General features: G+C 35.2%; 16 protein-coding genes. 6 read left to right on the plus strand and 10 right to left on the minus strand.

Features of this window, described 5'->3' with window-relative positions:
* Positions 1–17 precede the first annotated feature (17 nt).
* Both L3049_RS04130 and L3049_RS04135 read right to left on the minus strand, forming a co-directional pair.
* A complete protein-coding gene (locus tag L3049_RS04130; RefSeq protein WP_275108526.1) occupies positions 18–3,200 on the minus strand; it encodes a TonB-dependent receptor in 3,183 nt (1,060 codons plus the stop codon).
* Between the two features lie 381 nt (positions 3,201–3,581).
* On the minus strand, positions 3,582–4,613 hold the full coding sequence (locus L3049_RS04135) for a carbohydrate-binding family 9-like protein (RefSeq protein ID WP_275108527.1): 1,032 nt from the start codon (positions 4,611–4,613) through the stop codon (positions 3,582–3,584).
* A gap of 221 nt (positions 4,614–4,834) precedes the next feature.
* Here L3049_RS04135 and L3049_RS04140 point away from each other — a divergent pair, with 221 nt between their 5' ends.
* On the plus strand, positions 4,835–5,353 hold the full coding sequence (locus L3049_RS04140) for a nitroreductase family protein (protein ID WP_275108528.1): 519 nt from the start codon (positions 4,835–4,837) through the stop codon (positions 5,351–5,353).
* 108 nt (positions 5,354–5,461) lie between these two features.
* The gene (locus tag L3049_RS04145) at positions 5,462–7,108 is read left to right on the plus strand and encodes an ATP-binding protein (protein ID WP_275108529.1); all 1,647 of its coding nucleotides are present in this window, start codon (positions 5,462–5,464) and stop codon (positions 7,106–7,108) included.
* On the opposite strand, the gene hisIE is transcribed toward L3049_RS04145, so the two are convergent.
* The 8 genes from hisIE to hisG are packed head-to-tail and all read right to left on the minus strand — an operon-like array spanning position 7,109 to position 14,233.
* Positions 7,109–7,729, minus strand: a complete 621-nt coding sequence (gene hisIE, locus L3049_RS04150; RefSeq protein WP_275108530.1) for a bifunctional phosphoribosyl-AMP cyclohydrolase/phosphoribosyl-ATP diphosphatase HisIE — start codon at positions 7,727–7,729, stop codon at positions 7,109–7,111.
* A gap of 18 nt (positions 7,730–7,747) precedes the next feature.
* On the minus strand, positions 7,748–8,503 hold the full coding sequence (hisF, locus tag L3049_RS04155) for an imidazole glycerol phosphate synthase subunit HisF (protein ID WP_275108531.1): 756 nt from the start codon (positions 8,501–8,503) through the stop codon (positions 7,748–7,750).
* A gap of 2 nt (positions 8,504–8,505) precedes the next feature.
* Complete coding sequence (hisA, locus tag L3049_RS04160) at positions 8,506–9,237, minus strand: 1-(5-phosphoribosyl)-5-[(5-phosphoribosylamino)methylideneamino]imidazole-4-carboxamide isomerase (RefSeq protein ID WP_275108532.1); 732 nt, start codon at positions 9,235–9,237, stop codon at positions 8,506–8,508.
* A gap of 8 nt (positions 9,238–9,245) precedes the next feature.
* Positions 9,246–9,836, minus strand: a complete 591-nt coding sequence (gene hisH, locus L3049_RS04165; protein WP_275108533.1) for an imidazole glycerol phosphate synthase subunit HisH — start codon at positions 9,834–9,836, stop codon at positions 9,246–9,248.
* 11 nt (positions 9,837–9,847) lie between these two features.
* Positions 9,848–10,993: a bifunctional histidinol-phosphatase/imidazoleglycerol-phosphate dehydratase HisB gene (gene hisB / locus L3049_RS04170; RefSeq protein WP_275108534.1), complete on the minus strand. Its 1,146-nt coding sequence runs from the start codon at positions 10,991–10,993 to the stop codon at positions 9,848–9,850.
* A gap of 4 nt (positions 10,994–10,997) precedes the next feature.
* Positions 10,998–12,062: a histidinol-phosphate transaminase gene (gene hisC / locus L3049_RS04175; protein ID WP_275108535.1), complete on the minus strand. Its 1,065-nt coding sequence runs from the start codon at positions 12,060–12,062 to the stop codon at positions 10,998–11,000.
* The gene (gene hisD, locus L3049_RS04180) at positions 12,062–13,354 is read right to left on the minus strand and encodes a histidinol dehydrogenase (protein WP_275108536.1); all 1,293 of its coding nucleotides are present in this window, start codon (positions 13,352–13,354) and stop codon (positions 12,062–12,064) included. Before hisD ends, hisC begins: the two co-directional genes overlap by 1 nt.
* Before the next feature lie 18 nt (positions 13,355–13,372).
* Entirely contained in the window at positions 13,373–14,233 is an 861-nt protein-coding gene (hisG, locus tag L3049_RS04185; protein WP_275108537.1) for an ATP phosphoribosyltransferase, read from the minus strand.
* 817 nt (positions 14,234–15,050) lie between these two features.
* Between hisG and L3049_RS04190 the strand changes: the two genes are divergently transcribed.
* The 4 genes from L3049_RS04190 (at position 15,051) to L3049_RS04205 (ending at position 20,230) form a co-directional block, all read left to right on the plus strand.
* Positions 15,051–15,398: a P-II family nitrogen regulator gene (locus L3049_RS04190; RefSeq protein WP_275108538.1), complete on the plus strand. Its 348-nt coding sequence runs from the start codon at positions 15,051–15,053 to the stop codon at positions 15,396–15,398.
* 36 nt (positions 15,399–15,434) lie between these two features.
* Positions 15,435–16,676, plus strand: a complete 1,242-nt coding sequence (locus tag L3049_RS04195; RefSeq protein ID WP_275108539.1) for an ammonium transporter — start codon at positions 15,435–15,437, stop codon at positions 16,674–16,676.
* Positions 16,677–16,827: 151 nt separating this feature from the next.
* The gene (locus tag L3049_RS04200) at positions 16,828–17,409 is read left to right on the plus strand and encodes a DUF3332 domain-containing protein (RefSeq protein WP_275108540.1); all 582 of its coding nucleotides are present in this window, start codon (positions 16,828–16,830) and stop codon (positions 17,407–17,409) included.
* A gap of 139 nt (positions 17,410–17,548) precedes the next feature.
* Positions 17,549–20,230 carry an ABC transporter substrate-binding protein gene (locus tag L3049_RS04205; protein WP_275108541.1) on the plus strand — a complete coding sequence of 894 codons (2,682 nt, stop codon included), beginning with the start codon at positions 17,549–17,551 and terminating at the stop codon, positions 20,228–20,230.
* The last annotated feature ends 2 nt before the right edge of the window (positions 20,231–20,232 follow it).

Genomic DNA, 20,232 nt, shown 5'->3' on the forward strand with positions numbered 1-20,232 from the left:
AATAGAATCTTAATTTTCTAATTAAAAATATAACGTAATCCAACCTGTAGTTGCCATTTCGAATTAACAGAAACATCATCAATATAAGATTCCTCTAGATTAGGATCAAATTGTAACCAAGGCGTTCCAGAATTATCAACTCCATTAACAGAAATTGGATTCGTAGTTGTTGCAAACTGGCGCACTCCCCAATTAGAACTAATCATATTACCCAAATTCAAAACATCAATTGAAAATTGCAAGGTGTTTTTCTTGCCTCCAACTTGGAAATTATAATCTTGCATAAAACGGAAATCGAGTTGTCCAAACCAAGGCAATAAAGCTCCATTTCGCTCTGCATATTTTCCTCTTCTATCCTTCATGTAATCATCCTGACTAATAAAAGCATCCAAGGCAGCCCATTGTTCAGCCGAATTTACTGCAACAACACCATCACCGCTATTATTAACGGTACCAAAATTAATATCACTTGAATTTTTAGGAATGTAAATCAAATCGTTATTTGCGATCGCATCTCCATTGAGATCTCCCGTATAAGTATACGAGTATCGATTCCCTTTTCCTGCTTCGTAGAACATGGCAAATGAAGAAGCAAATTTACCATAGCTAACCTTATACATTGCTGAAGCGATTACTCTATGCTCTAGGCCATATCGAGACCATGAATAAGCAGGGCTATTAGGATTTCCTACAACAGGATTTCTTTGAAATGCATCAGCAGCAATCTCAGCTGGAATTGAAGTTAAATCTTTTGCGCTTAAATAAGTATATGCAATATCGGTTGTTAAACCAGAATTCCATCTTTTTGCCAATTTCGCAGTTGCCGTAAATTGGTATCCTTTTTTAGTATTGTCCAAAACAATTGCTCCTGCATCAAGAAAAGATTCCGATCCTGCCGATGCTGAATAAATATTCACCTCATTAAAACCTGCAAAACGAGAACGAGTATCTCCTGTTCCAGTCAAATTACCAGAAGGAGGTAGCATATTGTAATTTCGATGAACAACAGCATTTACATCTTTCGAATAAATACCTTCAACAGTAGCTAACCATCCATCTCCAAATTTCACATCCATTGCCAAATTATTCTTCCAAACCTGAGGATATTTAAAGTCATCAGCAGTTGAATTTAACTGAAATTCATATCCTGCGTCGATACGAGCATTTGTCGATTGATTTCCTAACCAAACAAAAGGAATACGACCAGTAAAGATACCTGATCCTCCTCGAAGCTGCATTGTGTTGTCCCCTTTCACATCATAGTTAAATCCGAAACGTGGAGACCACATCAATTTTGAATCTGGCCAAGTTGCAGGATCCAATCGTATAGAATTTCCCTTTTCATTTACCCAACCGTCGAAATTCTTTCCTCGGTCTGTAGCCTCATCTTGTGGAATATTATTATAATACTTAGGAAGGTCAACACGCAATCCTAGTGTCAATTTCAAATCATCATTTACTTGAAATTCATCCTGAGCATAGAATGCTATTTGCGCAACATCCACATCGGACCATGCATAAGCATTTTTATTCGCATCAATTACATCCTGATTTAGATCGTTAGTAGGATTACCTACGAAATAGGCAAAATCGTTGTTTAAAAAATTCTGAGTTCCAAAGGCTGTAACCCAAGGATAATAGAATAAGTTGAAGGAATTTTCGAACTTAAATCTCTCATAATTAAAACCAAGCGTTATCGCATGACGATCTGAGTAATAAGTCATATTATCAGAAATCTGAAATACATCCTGATTCAATACATTACTTGTTGAAAACATTTCAGAACCTGCAGTAATTGCAACATTACCATTCCCATCAAGTATATCAACAACTGGAAATTGTGCTGATTTAGGATCACGCTTATCTCTAAAAGTTGTATATCCTACTAATAACTTATTAGATATTTTTGATGAAAATCTAGAATGTAATTCACCTACGAAAGAATTGATTTTGTTAAAAATTCGATAGGAAGAATTCTCGAATGGCAAACGGAAACTTGTTGGACCTCTACCTCCAACAGCCTCAGGATGAGGCAAAATATCCTTCCATGCATCCAACATATTGTATCGAAGAACTACATTATGATTGCGGGATAAATTAGCATTCAATTTAATTAAGAATTTATCATTTGAAGTTTCGTGATTGTATCCTTGATAAGCCCCTGGTTCATATCCCCATTGAGATCTAAGGTGGCTTTGAACCGCTTTCACATCAGCTTCTGAAACACTCGTTGTATTTGAGTTACCCGTATTCGTTCCATCGTCAGCAACAAAACCGTGTGCCAACTGATCTCTTCTTTCTTGCTCATAATTCACAAAGAAGAACAGTTTATTTTTAATAATTGGACCTCCAACACTAACACCATATTGCTTCGTGCTAAAATCAAAGTTTTCAACTTTCAAGCCTCCAACTTTGTCGCCTATCATATTTTCATTACGGAAATAATAATAAGTAGCTCCTTTAAATTCATTTGTACCTGATTTGGTTACTGCATTTACACCAGCTCCAGTAAAACCACCTTCGCGAACATCGAAAGGAGCAAGAGAAACCTGAATTTGATCAATAGCATCTAAAGATACTGGTTGAGCATCTGCTTGGCCTCCCGGAGTGGAAACATCTAAACCAAATGAATTATTAAAAATTGATCCATCCAATGAAAAATTATTGTAGAGATTGTTTCGACCTCCAAAACTATTCCCATCCGACTCTGGAGTTAGACGAGTCATATCCGACTGAGATCTTGAAATAGTTGGTAATGCAGCAATACGCTCTCTATCAACATTAGTTTGGGCTCCTGTCCTATCTTTACTCATCACATCGTTTTTATCGTAAACAATTGTGATTTCATCAATCTGAACATTATCCTCATTAAGCACTAGATTTACCTCTGAAGATTTATTCAGCTGTAAGTGAATGTTCTCTTGCTTTGTTTCTTTGTAACCAATAAATGTAACCGTTACTGTATAAGGTCCACCAATTTTCATATTCCTCATATCAAAACGACCATCATCCTGAGTAATCGTTCCATACTGAGTTCCTGTTGGAGTGTGAGTTGCAACAACTGTAGCGGCAAAAACAGGTGCATTATTGCCATCAACAATTTTTCCTCGCATAGAGGATGTCGTTACCCCTTGCGATAAAGCATTGGGCAAAAAACTTGCCATTGCTAAAATCAGAAATAGTAATTTAACATTCTTCATTTTAAAAAAGATTAGATTATAATTAGGTTTATTAAAAGTACGAAAACCTAATTCAAACCTCTACATCTTTTTTTCACAATTATTAACAATCAACGTATTACGAGAACAAAACAACCACTATTTTGTTTATTAAAGCAATAATAACGAAAACAAGTATTTGTTAATTTTTGTTAAAATACCTATATATACAAGAAGATAAATAGATCATAATCTACCTATCAAAATTTACTTTTAGTTTATTAAAAAAAATGTTGATAATTTTAAAATAAAATGCACCTATCACTATTCAAATAGGATTATTCAACCTAAAAGTGTCAAAAATCCTAAAATCATACGAAACAAATTAATCAAGTATTAAAACATAAAAATAGATTTTAGAATCTATTCGCTCCAAATCTTACTCTCCTGATCGATATACCAAGTTTTACCTGATTTCCCATTCGAATAGATCAAAAATTGCTTCTTTGTAAACTCAATTTCAACGGAGTATTTAGATTGTAAATCTGAAGTGTATGCATTCGTTTTTTCAAAAAATTGCTTTTGTAAACCATACAACCTAATAAGTTCTTTTTTCAAGTCGTAATCTATATCCTTTTGATACTCCATTATACTTTCCCCAACTTTTACATCTGAAAACTGAACATAGCCCCAAGTCTCTGGTTGATGCATAGCAACAACTCCTTGAGGAGACCAAACCCAATTGTGTTCTGGTAAAGTTTTACCTGTTTCAGGATTAACACATTTTTTATAAATTCCTTTTAGTATTTCAACATCCCAATTTACTCGAGAAAAGTTCACACGCCATTGCTCCCCATCCTTGGGTCCTCTACCTTCAAAAGCACATTCTTTTAACACCTCCCATGGAAAAGCAATTTCAATGGTCCAATACTGATCAGTATCAGATGGATCATTTAAGCTTCCATATACCTTCACTGCAGACTTCAAACCTTTAATATCCCAAGCATTAATGGCCGGCGCACCATCACGGTATGGCTTAACCAGCATCAAATCCCAAATGGTATTTAATGCATTAAGCTCGAACTCATAATACTGATGATTATCTCCCTGTGGATCAATAAACACCTCAAAATCATTATCGTAAAAAATCACCGTATCTCTCTGCTTAAGCTTCGCCCAAATATGTGGTTCTTCTAATTTTGCAGCAATGTAAAAATAATCTTCATCCCATGCCATCTTCACCTTGGTTTCATAGGTTGGCAAAGGTTTTTTATCTCCTTCGATATCTACAAATGAATCAGACCACTTGAATTTCCCCCACTCCGAATCATTTAATTCGCCATCAACATTAATAATTTCATCTGTCTTATAGCAGACATATGATTTCGGATTATCTTGTGCGAATAATTCAATAACACTACTAAATAAAATAGCAAAACAGACTAATATCTTCATTTGATTCGATTTTTTTTAATTTTAACAATAGAACTTACTTTTAAAATCCTTATCCAAATCTAAGCATAAAATCCCTCTTAAAGCCTTTATTTATCGTGCTTTTCACCAAGTAAAAATAAGCATCAGGCCGAATAATCAATACTAATCTGGTTTAGTAAAACAAAAGAAGATTATAAATTAATTTATATCTTCCATTTTTGAAATAAATAAAAAACAAATACATGCTAGACTTACTTTATAAAAGGCGAAGTATTCGCAAATTTACAGATCAAGTAATTGAAGAAGAAAAAATAGATCGAATTATGCAGGCTGCTCTGCTCGCTCCTTCATCAAAAAGCAAATACCCTTGCGAATTTATTGTTGTCGACCAAAAAGAACTAAACGAAAAACTTTCTGAATGTAAACCTCACGGAGCTAGCTTTTTAAAATCCACACCTGTATCTATTGTTATTGCCGGAGATATTGACAAAAGTGATGTTTGGATTGAGGACTGTTCGATCGCTGCATCCTACGTTCAAATACAAGCGGAAAAAGAAGGATTAGGCTCTTGTTGGATCCAAATTCGAGAACGTCCACACGACATTCAAAAATCTTCAGAATTATACATTCAAGAATGTTTAAATATGCCTTCCAATATTAAAATACTAGCTATTATAGCGCTAGGTTACAAAGAGGGAGTAAAAGTCGGTAGAGATAAAACACATCTAAAAAGGGAAAAAATACACAAAAACTCATATTAGGAAAACTAGAGAGGATCTTAAGGATCCTCTTTTCTTGCGATAATAATTTTCCGTTCTCAAAAAAAAATACATATATTTCTAAATCAAACAATTCAAAGCTAATTGATCATGAAGTTCAAGAAATGTATTCACTTAATTCTTATCGGAATAATTGTACTTCTTACTTCTTGCGATACTAAAAACGAAGATTTTCTTACTCAAAAGGAAAAAAGCTGGCTAAAACAACATCCAAACATCAAAATTGCAGTCAGTACAAGCTTTCCTCCATTTCAATTTATCGACGAAGAACAGAAATCAATTGGGATTTCTATTGATATCTTAAACTTACTTGAGGAAAATATTGATTATACTTTCGAGAAAGTATATTTCAATAACTGGAAAAATATTTTAACTGCTGGTAAAACAAAACAAGTTGATGTAATCTTGGAAATACAGGAAACTGTTGACCGAAAAAACTATTTTCATTTTACCAAGCCATTTATTTCTATCCCTCATGTAATTATCATGAGAAAAAATACAGTTGATCAAATCTCTATTGATGAACTTGAAAATCTACAAATTGGCGTTGTAAACAACTACGCAGTTCAAGAATACATAAAGGATTTTTATCCGGAATTAAAATTATATCCGCTCCCTGATGATCTAACTTGTTTACAAGCTTTATCAAATCAAAAAATTGACGCTGTCATCACACAACAAGGATATGCTAGTTACGAAATCCACAAAGAAGTTATTTCTAATCTACAAATTGTAGGAAATATTGGCTATGATAACGAATTAGGCTTTGCCATTCGTAAAGACTGGGCAATATTAACTCGCATATTAGACAAAGGACTTGCTCGCATTCAGCTGAAGGAAAAAAATGCAATCATCAATAAATGGATACCTATTCATCCTATCCCATTCTGGCAATCAAATATTTTCTGGGGTATTATGCTACTAATACTTATTGGCCTAATTCTATTTTTTGCGATGGTATATCTTTGGAATAAATCCTTAAGAAGAAGAGTTGCGATAAAAACACATCAATTAACCAAGCTAAAAGAAAAAGCAGAGGAAAGTAATCGTCTAAAATCTTCATTCTTGGCTAATATGTCTCACGAAATAAGAACTCCCATGAATGCGATTCAGGGATTTTCGGAACTCATCATAACTGACAAACTTAGCCCAGAACAAAAGGAAAGGTATTCACAAATCATAAGCAAAAACTGTGATTCTCTAAGTAATTTAGTAGATGAAATTCTAGATTTATCTCAAATTGAATCTGGTCTGATCACAATTACAAATCAAGAATTCGAATTAATTAATTGCATTGAAGAAGTAATCTATTCCAATTCAATTAACATACCAAAAGATAAAAACATACAAATCATTTTTTCAAATCAGTTCAAACAGGACTCACTACTAATCAATACAGATCCTCTGCGTTTTAAGCAAATACTCAATAATTTACTTAACAATGCAATTAAGTTCACCAATCAAGGAGATATAACAATCACAGGAAGTTTCAGCGATATTAATGAACTTCAATTCTGTGTTCAAGATCATGGTATTGGAATTGAAAAATCGGCTCTAAACAGCATTTTCGATCGCTTTAGAAAAATAGAAAACGATACAACCGTTTTGTACAGAGGATCTGGCCTTGGGCTAAATATTTGCAAAAAATTATTAGAATTAATGGATGGGCAAATATGGGTAAAATCAACGATTGGCACTGGCTCATCGTTCTATTTTACCCTCCCAATTAAACCATAGTTACTTACTGTGTCTTTCAACTAACAATTCGACAACTTCTTCTAGTCGATAATCTTTTGCTGCAAGTAAAACAAGGTAGTGGAACATTAAATCTGCAGCTTCACCCATAAATAAATCCTTATCATCATCCTTGGCTTCAATCACCAACTCTACCGCTTCCTCTCCAACTTTCTGAGCTATTTTATTGATTCCTTTATTGAAAAGACTAGCCGTATAAGATTTTTCAGATAGGTTTTTCTTGCGCTCACCAATTACCTGCTGCAACTGCAATAGAAAATCAATTGATGAAGCCTTATTCTCCTCATCCCAGCACGTATCCGTTCCTTTATGGCAAACAGGACCTACCGGGTCTACCTTAATTAACAGCGTATCTTTATCACAGTCCAAACTTAAATCTTTTAGCTCTAAAAAATTTCCACTTTCTTCCCCTTTTGTCCAAAGTCGCTCTTTACTTCGGCTGTAAAATGTCACTTTATTGGTTTCAATCGTTTTTTCGTACGATTCTTTATTCATATACCCTAACATTAAAACTTTTTGAGTTTTAACATCCTGAATAATTGCAGGAACTAGGCCTTCTCCTTTATCAAAATCAATTTGATTTGTTAGATCTTTAAAATTCATCTTTTCTATGTGGTTAAATTATATTCTTACTGGTATGTTTTTACTTTTTAAATAATTTTTCAAATCAGGAATTTCAATTTCCTTAAAATGAAAAACACTAGCTGCTAATGCTGCATCTGCTTTTCCATCAATAAAAGTATCTGCAAAGTGCTCCATATTCCCTGCTCCACCCGAAGCAATAATTGGAATATTAACCATAGCAGACAATTTCGCTAAAGTTTCATTTGCAAAACCATTTTTGGTTCCATCATGATTCATTGATGTAAACAGAATTTCTCCGGCTCCTAGTCTTTCTGCTTCCAATATCCATTCAAACAAATCAATTCCTGTTGCCAATCTTCCACCATTCAAATAAACTTCCCATTTTTCATCTTCAAAACGAGCATCAACGGCAACAACAACACATTGACTTCCAAAACGAGATGCTAAATCAGAAATTAATTGAGGATTTCGCACAGCCGAGGAATTAATCGATACTTTATCTGCTCCTGCATTTAACAGAATGCCAACATCTTCTGGTGTAGAAATTCCACCTCCAACGGTAAATGGAATGTTTAGTTCTTTTGCAACCTTCTGAACCAGATCAACCAAAGTTTTTCTTTTCTCATGAGTTGCTGTAATATCTAGAAAAACCAATTCATCAGCTCCTTGCTCAGCATAATAAGCCGCCAATTCAACAGCATCGCCAGCATCTCTTAAATCAACAAAATTTACTCCCTTAACTGTTCGTCCGTCTTTCACATCCAAACATGGTATTATTCGTTTCGACAGCATAATTATAAGATAAATTCGTTAACCAATTCGTTCATGTCAATTCGCTTTTCGTATATCGCTTTACCGATAATTGCACCCCAACAGCCAACCTCATTTAATATTCGAACATCTTCGATATTTCCAACGCCACCACTGGCAACCAATTCCAATTCTGGAAATTCTGCAATTACTTTCTGATATAGTTCTACCGCTGGCCCTTGCAACATTCCATCTTTAGAAATATCTGTGCAAATTACGGTTTTAACACCTTTCTTCTGATAGCTTTCCAAAAACGAAAACAAATGATAATCCGAATCTTCTTTCCAACCCGAAATTGAAACCATTTCATTTCTCACATCAGCACCCAAAATCATTTTGTCTGATCCGTACTTGGCCAACCATTCTTCAAATAATTCTGGTTTTGAAACTGCAATACTTCCTCCTGTAACCTGAGAAGCACCCGACTGAAAAGCCAATTCAATATCTTCATTGGATTTTACTCCTCCTCCAAAATCAATTTTTAAATTCGTTTCTGAAGCTATTCTTCTTAATACTTCTGCATTGCAAATATGTCCAGATTTGGCTCCTTCTAAATCAACCAAGTGCAAACGAGTAATCCCTAGCCTCTCAAATTCTTTAGCTATTTCTAACGGATCTTCACTATAAACCTTCTCGGTATCGTAATCTCCTTTTGTAAGCCTAACACATCTTCCTCCGATAGTATCAATGGCTGGTATTATTTTTATTGTAGACATGATTTTCTTTATAAATTGATGAAATTCTCCAAAACCTTAACTCCTACCGCTCCTGATTTTTCAGGGTGAAACTGACAAGCGTAAAAGTTATCTCTCTGAAGACTGGCAGAGAAATTTCGGATGTAATCACATGAAGCAACGGTTCCTGAGGCGTCTGGCACATAAAACGAATGAACAAAATAAGCATACTCATTTGGTGATATGCCTGAAAATAAATCACCAGATAAATTCTCCAACTGATTCCATCCCATGTGTGGGACCTTTCGTTCATTTGTAAAACGTTTTACTTTAACAGGAAAAATACCCAAACCTTTTGTATGGCTTTCTTCGCTGCTCTCGCACATCAATTGCATGCCTAAACAAATGCCTAAAACGGGTTGTTTAAGTTGAGGGATCAATTCATCCAGCCCATTTTTTTGTAACATCTTCATGGCCCATGCCGCTTCACCAACACCTGGAAATATGACTTTGTCAGCTTTGGTAATTTTATCAACATCATCCGATAATTCTGCCGATATACCAATGCGTTCAAGTGCATATTTAACAGACTGAACATTACCCGCATCATAGTCGATAATCACTATATTTTGATTGTTCATTGTTTTTATTTTTATAATAGCCCTTTGGTAGAAGGCAGTTGAAGGTTATTGACATCACGTTTAATAGCCATACGAATGGCTCTTGCAAAGGCTTTAAAAATGCCTTCAATTTTGTGGTGCTCATTCTTTCCTTCGGCCTTAATATTCAGATTGCAAAGCGCTGCATTACTAAACGATTTAAAAAAGTGAGAGAACATTTCTGTTGGTACATCGCCAATCATTTCTCTCTTGAATTCAGCATCCCATACTAATTCGTTTCTTCCACCAAAATCAAGTGCTACTTGTGCCAGACAATCATCCATTGGTAAACAGAATCCGTATCGTTCTAGTCCTAATTTATCTCCAAGGGCTTTTTTAAAGGCTTCACCTAAAGCAATGCCTGTGTCTTCGATGCAGTGGTGTTCGTCAACTTCTAAATCAGCTACAGTTAGGATAGAAAGGTTAATTCCCGAGTGCTTTAGAATCTGCTCCAACATGTGATCGAAAAAGCCAATACCTGTATCAAACGAACCTTTTCCTTCGCCATCCAAATCCAAAACAATCTTTATTTTGGTTTCGTTGGTGTTCCTTTCAATAACAGCAGTTCTCTCACTCAATCTTAAAAACTCATAAATCTGCTCCCACGATTCTGTTCGCAATTCAATACACGCTTCTAATTCTTGCTTTGACTCCGACAACTCATCATCGCCAATATTTCCACTTGATGAGATAAAGATTGCTTTACATTTAAGATTTTTAGCCAGCTCAACATCCGTCCAACGATCCCCAATTACAAAGGAATTTTCTAAATCATATTCCTCTGAAAAATATTTGGTTAACAAAGCAGTTTCTGGTTTTCTTGTTGCAGCATTTTCATGTGGAAAAGTTTTATCAATACACACCTCAGCAAATTCAATTCCTTCACCACTAAAGGCTTCCATCATTTTGTTCTGAGCTGGCCAAAAAGTTTCTTCCGGATAAGAATCTGTTCCCAAACCATCTTGATTGGTAACCATTACCAATTCAAAATCCATTTGCTTAACTATCTTAGCAAGTCCTGAGAATACGCCCGGGTAAAATGCTAATTTTTCCAAACTATCCACCTGATAATCAACCGGAGGCTCCAGTATCAAGGTTCCGTCTCTATCTATAAACAGTACTTTCTTTTTTACTTTCATAGCCTTATTTTTTTAGATCAAATTTACTAAGAGCTCCTTTTAATATTTCATTTTCCTTACTTGTTCCCATACTGATTCTGACACAGCCTTCTAAACTTTCAATTTTAGAACGGTCACGAATAATAATCTCTTCTTTTAGCAAAAAGTTATACAAGCCTCGCGCATCATCTACACGAACCAAAAGGAAATTAGCATCAGATGGAAATACTTCCTTCACAAAAGTCAAACCATCCAAGAATACAGAAAGCTTTTCTCTTTCTTTAATGATACAGTCAACTTGGTCTTTATAAGAATCCTCGTTCTTTAATAAATCCAAAGCCTTATCTTGACTCAATCCATTAACATTATAAGGAGGTTTTATACGATTAAGATATCCAACAACTTCAGGAGAAGCCATTCCAATGCCCAAACGAATTCCTGCCATTCCCCAAGCTTTAGATAAAGTCTGCAGAATCACTAAATTGGGATAGGTTGCCAATTTATCTGCAAAGCTTTTTTCTGGTGCAAAATCCACATAAGCCTCATCAACAATAACAATTCCAGGAAACTGCTCCAATAAACCGATGACTTTATCAGCCTCCATTACATTCGCAGTTGGATTATTGGGTGAACACAAAAATAACATTTTCGATTGCTCATCAGCTACAGCAAGAACCGCATCAACATTGGGTTGAAAATCTTGATCTAAAGAAACCTCTTTAATTTCAACAGCATTTACCCCAGCCGCAACTTCGTACATACCATAAGTTGGCGTACAAATAATTACATTGTCCTTATTTGGTTCACAAAATGCTCTAAAAAGCAAATCAATTACTTCATCGCTACCATTACCAAGAATCATTCTTTGCGGATCAATTCTCTTAAGTTCACTCAATCTATTCTTTACAATTCTTTGAAGAGGATCTGGATAACGATTAACCCCATTTTCGAAAGGATTTTCATTTGCATCCAAAAACACAGAACCTTTACCGGTAAATTCATCTCTTGCCGAAGAATAAGGCACCAACTTTTTCACATTCTCTCGAACTAGCTTATTTAAGTCAAAGCTTGATTTTGTATCTGTTCCCATCACGACTTTGCTTTAATCTTGTTTAAACGAAGGCTTACCGCATTACAGTGAGCATCTAATTGTTCTGCCGTGGCCATCACTTCTATTACTGGTCCTAAATTTCGCAATCCTTCTTCACTGATTTTCTGAAAAGTGATACTCTTCATAAATGAGCCTAGCCCAACTCCTGAATACGATTTGGCATAACCATTGGTTGGTAAGGTGTGATTGGTTCCGGAGGCATAATCACCAGCACTTTCTGGAGTGTAATTGCCAATAAAAACCGAACCTGCATTTTGAATGCCATTCAGAAGATCGTCTTCATTCTTTACAGATAGAATAAGGTGTTCTGGGCCATACAAGTTGCTTAAGGCAAGAGCCTCTTCCATCTTACCCACCAAAATAAGTTTTGAATTAGCCAAAGCTTTGCTCGCAACCTCTTTTCGGGTTAATGATTTCAATTGCTTTTCCACTTCGATCGCTACATCCTTTATTAATGTCTCATTCCATGAAATTAAAATCACCTGACTATCTGCGCCGTGTTCCGCTTGTGACAACAAATCAGAAGCGACAAATTCAGGAACAGAGCTCTCATCAGCCATAACCAACACCTCTGATGGTCCTGCAGGCATATCAATCGCTACTCCTTTTTTAGTAACTTCTTGCTTGGCTGCTGTCACATACTGATTGCCCGGACCAAATATTTTATAAACATGCGGCACCGTCTCAGTACCAAAAGCCATTGCAGCGATTGCTTGAATTCCACCAATTCGAAATACTCGATCGACACCAACAAGCTTACAAGCATAAAGAATAACTGGATTGATTTTTCCATCCTTGTTTGGAGGTGTACACAAGACCACTTCTTTACAACCAGCTATACGTGCTGGAATTCCAAGCATTAAAACGGTTGAAAATAGGGGAGCGGAACCACCTGGAATATACAAGCCAACCTTATCGATGGGTGTGAATTTTCTCCAACAACTTACACCTACCGATGTCTCAATAAGCTCAGGCTTGGTCAATTGACTAGAATGGTATTTTTCTATATTGTTTGCTGCTACAGTCAAGGCATTTTTCAATTCTTGGCTTACCAAGCTTTCCGATGCTTCAATTTCTTCAAGACTTACTTCAACAGAATCAATCTCTGCCCCATCGTAAAGACTTGTATATTTTAAAAGAGCCTTGTCTCCGTCATTCTTGACTTGTTCAAAAACCTGGTTCACGAGTTCAGCCATTTCCTCCACATTATTCTCAGGGCGGCTTAAAATCTGGTTCCAATCTTTTCTTTTGGGATATTTTATTACTTGCATGTTATCAAGAGTTAAAGCTTACAATACCATTTTCTGAATAGGAATAATCAAAATTCCTTCTGCCCCATTGATTTTTAGTTGATCGATTACCCCCCAAAAATCATTCTCATTAATAACAGAGTGAATTGAACTCCAACCTTCTTGAGCTAAAGGCAAAACCGTAGGACTCTTCATCCCTGGTAATACTTTAATGATATCGTCAATTTTATCGTTAGGAGCATTCAACAGAATGTATTTGTTGTTTTTTGCAGCTAGAACAGATTTCATACGAAACAGCAGACGATCCAATATCGCTCTTTTCAAATCGCTAATGTTCTTATTGGCAACCAAACATGCTTCCGAAACTAAAACCTCTTCAACTTCTTTCAATCCATTCTTAAACAAAGTGCTACCAGAACTAACTAAATCACATATTCCATCAGCCAAACCTATGTTTGGAGCAATCTCTACAGATCCAGAAATAACGTGTATATCACAATCCAAGTTATTTTCGTCTAGAAATTGCTGAAGAGAATTAGGATAAGATGTGGCTAACTTTTTCCCATTAAAATATTCCAAGCCAGTATATTCAACATCCTTAGGCAAAGCCATTGCTAATCTACACTTTGAAAAACCAAGCTTTTGAAGAATTTCCAACTCCTTCTGTTTCTCAACAATTACATTCCCTCCTACAATAGCAATATCCGCTACTCCATCTTCAACATACTGAGGAATATCAGAATTCCTAAGGTACAAAACTTCCAGTGGAAAATTGGACGCATTGGCTTTCAACTGATCTTTTCCATTATCAATTGATATTCCACACTCTTTTAAAATTTTTAATGAATCTTCCTGCAGTCTTCCTGATTTCTGCACTGCAATTGTTAATTTTTCTCCCATGGTTAAAATTTTGGCTCCTGCCGATTTCAGTTATGGGCATAAAAAATACCCGACTGAAATCAGGCGGGCATTGTTAATGTTACTTAATATCTTTTGAGATAAGGCACAACATCTTCAGCTCACCTGGCGGTAAGGATAATGATGATGGTGATGTAGTGCATTAAAAATCATTTCTATTTCTTTTGTGTGCAACAAAGATTAACAATTTATTTTAAGCATCCAAATATCAAGATTAAAACAATTCATATTTTAATGAAAAATTAACATCACCCCCAAATACAAACAAGGACTATTATATATAAAGGATAAAAAAGAGCTTCGCAAATTCAAAAATGGGGGTTCCCCTCTAAAAAATATACTTATTTATCGGCACACCCCCTTTTCGAAAACGTTACAATTGAAAATAATGCACTTTTTCTACACATACCCCCTATTTTTTAGTGGTAGTTTCATTTTTTTTAATACTTTTACATCGTCACCCTATCGAATTAAGGGGGTTGATTTAAAAAAAAGCATATTTCACAAACTTGACCCTGTAATTTATAGGGGTATTAAAAAATAAAAAGACCATTATCACTAAACACTATAAAAATCAAAAATTAACCAATGCAGATGAATTACAAAACAATTCGAAATGAAACCACACTGCATTTCGAATCACGGATAAAACAATCACAATCTTCAATTTCTCGACAACGGTCGAATTTACGCTTGGTCTAAACCCGAAACCCGAAGCTTCTTAATCCGGGGAGCTTCGGTGTTTCAACCATCCAAAATGAAGAAAAATGATTCTAATCACTGCAAAATCAATTAGTTTATGAAAAAGATCGAAGCAATTATTCGGAAAACAAAATTTGAAGAAGTAAAAAAAGGCTTGCACGAAATCGGTATTGATTATTTCACCTTTTGGGATGTCAGAGGTGTTGGAAAATCAGTAGAAGAGAGAGTATATCGTGGCGTTACCTATGATACTAGTAGTATTGAAAGAACTTTAATCTCTTTTATTGTAAGAGATAAATATGTTGACAGCTGTATCGTGAGCATTCGAGAAAATGCATTTACAGGAGAAGTGGGAGATGGAAGAATCTTTATTTACGAGGTACAAGACGCTTACAGAATCCGCACTGGAGATTCAGGAGATCGTTCCTTATACGATGAAGAATAAGACAGCTAGTAAATTCAACAATTAAAATTATTTATCATGGAAGAAACACTCACTTTACATACATTACAGACAACAATTACCGAAACCAGTCATTCATTAGACGTTGTCTGGGTACTAATATCTGCAGCACTTGTAATGTTCATGCAGCCTGGTTTCGCAATGGCAGAAGCTGGCTTTACCAGATCTAAAAATACTGCTAACATTTTAATGAAGAACCTTCTTGATTTCGGTGTTGGCTCCATTACATTTTTTCTTATTGGTTACGCATTAATGTTTGGAACAGATGTAGGAGGATTAATTGGAAAACTTCCTTTTATGGAAGATGTTCGACCAGACATTGATTTATCCTTTCTAATGTTTCAAACCGTGTTTGCAGCTACAGCAGCCACTATTGTATCTGGTGCTGTGGCCGAAAGAACGGAATTTAAAACCTACTTGTTTTTTAGCGTAATTACTACAGCAATTATTTACCCAATATCAGGCCATTGGATTTGGGGTGGCGGATGGTTAAGCGAACTTGGATTTCACGATTTTGCTGGATCAACAGTTGTACACTCTGTAGGTGCTTGGATGGGATTGGTTGGAGCTATCTTAATAGGCCCTAGAATTGGCAAATACAATGGGAAAGCCAATGCTATCCCTGGTCACAACCTTACTTTTGCCGCTCTTGGAGTATTCATTTTATGGTTCGGATGGTTTGGATTTAATGCTGGCTCACAATTAGCTGCCGCAGGAACCTCAAACACCGTTGCAATCTCTCACATATTCTTAACTACAAACTTATCTGCAGCTGCAGGAACTCTTGCTGCTTTATTTACTAGTTGGATGAGATATAAACGCCCAACCCTATCCTTAAGTCTAAATGGCTCTTTGGCAGGATTGGTAGCCATTACAGCAGGTTGCGATATTGTTTCACCTGAAGCTGCAATTATCATTGGTCTTATTGCTGGTGTTGCTCTGGTATTTGGTGTTGAATTTATTGATAAAGTATTGCGTATTGATGATCCTGTAGGTGCTGTAACTGTGCATGGTATTAATGGTGCATTAGGAACAATTTTAGTTGGATTCTTTGCTACCGATGGTGGTTTATTTTACGGAGGTGGATTCAGCCTATTAGGCGTTCAACTTCTAGGTGTAGTTGCTGTCGCCGCTTGGGCAATTGGAACAGCATACATTCTATTTAAAATACTTAAAGTTACAATTGGACTAAGAGTATCAGCTCGTGTAGAAGAAGAAGGCTTGGATATCTACGAACACGGTGAAAAAGCTTACCACTAGCACTTAACTATAAACTCGTTTCTCGTAAAATGACAAGAACTTTATGTTCTTGTCATTTTTTTTTCATCCAACTCATACTAATTCCGAGAATACTTCGTAATTTCATTAATTCAAAATCGTTTTTTAATACACACATCATAAAATTTATCACATGAAAAAACTAAATGTATTTCTATTAGCCTGTTTCTTTTTCGTCCTTAGTATTGGTCAATCTGGATGCTATGGCCCTTTTCGATTGACAAAAAATCTACACGAATGGAATGGTACTGTCGGAGACAAATTCATTAACTCACTAGTATTTTTTGCATTTATTGTTATTCCTGTTTATGAGGTGGCAGTATTTATCGATGGAGTCGTGTTGAACACAATTGAATTTTGGACTGGCGATAATCCTATAGCAATGGGAGAAAAGGATAAAGATGTACAAATCGTAAAAAGAGATGGCAACAAATACCGTATCACTGCAACAAAGAATAAGTTTCACATTGAACAACTACAAGGTGAAAACAAAGGTGATACTGCTGAATTAATTTTTGATCCCGAAAGCAGCAGTTGGAACCTTAAAGATGGTAATAAAGAATTGCAAAAGCTTGTTCAAATAAACGAAGCAGCAAATCTAATTCAAGTTTACAAACCAAATGGACAAATTCTAACCTTTGATCAAAACACGAATAATTTGGCCTCAATAAAAACACAACTACAAGCAGAATCTATCAACTGGTCGATGAAATAGAAATTAATCTTATTAAATAATAAGCGAAAAGCCTTAGAACTGGAGTTCTAAGGCTTCTTTTTTAAAAAATCAATTCAAAATTTTTTTCCTTTACCTGATAAATGTAACTTTAGTAGAGCCGGAATAAATTTTGACAGATATGCTTGCATTAAAAAAAAGATATATTAGAAATTTAAAAATTGAATTCCTTTTTCTATTTTTCTTATTATGCATTCCACTATCCTCCTATTCCAAACCAACCAATTCCCCTCCAAAAACTGAAAAAATAAAGCTTCAACTTAAATATTTTCATCAGTTTCAATTTGCAGGATACTACGCTGCACTTCATAAAGGTTATTACAAAAACGCTGGACTTGATGTAGAAATCATTGAAGGTGGCACAATTAATTCAATCGAGACGGTTGTCTCCGGTCAAGCAGATTATGGAATCGCTGCCAACGATATACTCATTGAAAGAATCAACAAACAACCTATCGTTTTACTGGCATGCATCTTTCAAAGTTCTCCATCCGTATTTCTGAGTCTCGAAAAATCGAACATTCATACCGCTCACGACCTTATAGATAAAAAAGTTATGCTCTTGGACGAATTCCGAGATCCGGAGTTGATGGCCATATTCCATCAAGAAGGAATACAAATCAATGATATCCATAGAATTTCAACCTCTTATGATATAAATGATCTTATTGGTGGTAAAACAGATGCATTAAACGCTTACATAACAAACGAACCATACTTTTTAAAAGAACAGAACATCCCTCACACTATCATATCTCCTAAAACTTATGGCATTGATTTTTATGGAGATGGTATTTTCACTAGTGAAGATGAAGTGAAATTAAATCCAGATAGAGTACAAGCTTTTTTGAATGCAAGCAAAAAAGGATGGGAATACGCCTTGGAAAATCAAGATGAGATTATTGACGTAATCATTAGCAAGTATTCAGATAAAAAATCAAGAGCTCATCTTGAATTTGAAGCTGAGCAAATCAAAAAGCTAATTCTAAACGAATATGTTGAAATAGGTCACATCAATCCAGGCAGGATTCAAAACATTGCCGATATCTGTGCAAAAATGGGAATGATTCCGCTTAATTACGATCTTACAGGATTTATCTATGAACCTGAATCATTCAATACGCCAACATGGCTAAAATGGCTTTTGGGAACAACTTTAGGCCTTATCATTATTGTAATTGGTATATCATCCTACTTATTTCTTTTCAACAAGCAATTAAAAAAAGCTGTTGCCAAACAAACATCAAGCCTTAGCAATAAAAATAGCGAATTGCAGAAAGAAATATCTGAAAGAATAAGAATTGTTGCCGCCTTAAAACAATCTGAAAAACGCTTTAGAGAAATGGTTGAAAACTTACCTTCAGGTGCCATTCTAAATGAAAATGATAAGTTATTTATAAATAAAAAGGCATACGAGATTACAGGATATACCAACAAAGAACTAGCGGACTTTGACACCTGGTTTTTAAAATTATATCCTAGTAGTAAAAAGAAAAATTTACAATTATACCTTGAGAATAAAAACAATAATTTCAATGAGATTATCACGACAAGTATTACGTGCAAAAACGGCAAACAAAAACAAGTAGAATTTCACTGCTACCAATTTGAACGCAAAGAAATATGGTTAATGAATGATATTTCTCGCAGATTAAAGACTGAAAATGCTTTAATTGCCAGTGAAAATAAACTCAGAGCTTACATTGAAGAATCTCCTAATGGATTGGTTATTTTTTCACCAAATACAAAAATAGTATTTACCAATCGGGCTTTTATTGATCTAATGGATATTTCAAATGATAGACTCGACGATATCTACATACCTGATTTTTTCGCTCCTAAGCATCTAGAACAAAACCAAAAATTACTCACCCAACTTTTAACGGAAGGCAAATGCCAAGGTGAAGTTGTTATTCAATCATTTCAGGGTAAGAAACACCCTGTATATATAAGTGCTGTAAAACTAATCAACAACGAATACCTAGCCTTTATCGTTGATATTTCCGCAATCAAGAAGGCTGAACATGAATTACGAATAGCTTTAGAAAGAGCAGAAGAAAGCGATCGGTTAAAATCAGCCTTTCTTGCAAACATGAGTCACGAAATTAGAACTCCTATGAATGGAATTCTTGGCTTTAGTCAATTACTATTAAAACCAGGTCTTACACAAGAAAAAAAAGAGAAATACCTCGATATTTTAAATCAAAATGGAAAACAATTACTTGGGATTATTAATAATATTATAGATATCTCCTACCTTGAGGTAAACCAATTAAAATCCAACCCAACGTCATTCTCCATTAAAAAACTGTTTGATGATCTAAACACCTTCTTTATTCTTGACGAAAATCGATTTCACAAGACAAATGTCAAACTCATATTTGACAACCAAGTTCCCCAGGAAACAGACTTCGTTATTTCTGATCTGGGCAAGATCAAGCAAATTCTAATAAACCTCATTAACAATGCTTTAAAATTCACTAAAGAAGGACACATTCGTATCTCATCGCAGGTTAAAAAATCAAATCTACACCTTAGCGTAGAAGATAGCGGTATTGGTATTCCAAAGGAAAAACAAAAATTGATTTTTGAACGATTTGGGCAAGTTGAAAATATTTACACTCGCCAATTTGGAGGTGCAGGCCTAGGCCTTCCTATTTCGAAAGGATTAATAGAACTACTTAAAGGTGAACTACACATGGAATCTAATGAAGGAATTGGGTCTAAGTTTGAATTTCATATCCCAATAAATACAAGCCCAAAAGAAACAACACTCAAAAACTTGAAACAAGAAGATAAATAGCA

The organism is Labilibaculum sp. DW002, from assembly GCF_029029525.1.
GTDB classification, from domain to species: domain Bacteria; phylum Bacteroidota; class Bacteroidia; order Bacteroidales; family Marinifilaceae; genus Paralabilibaculum; species Paralabilibaculum antarcticum.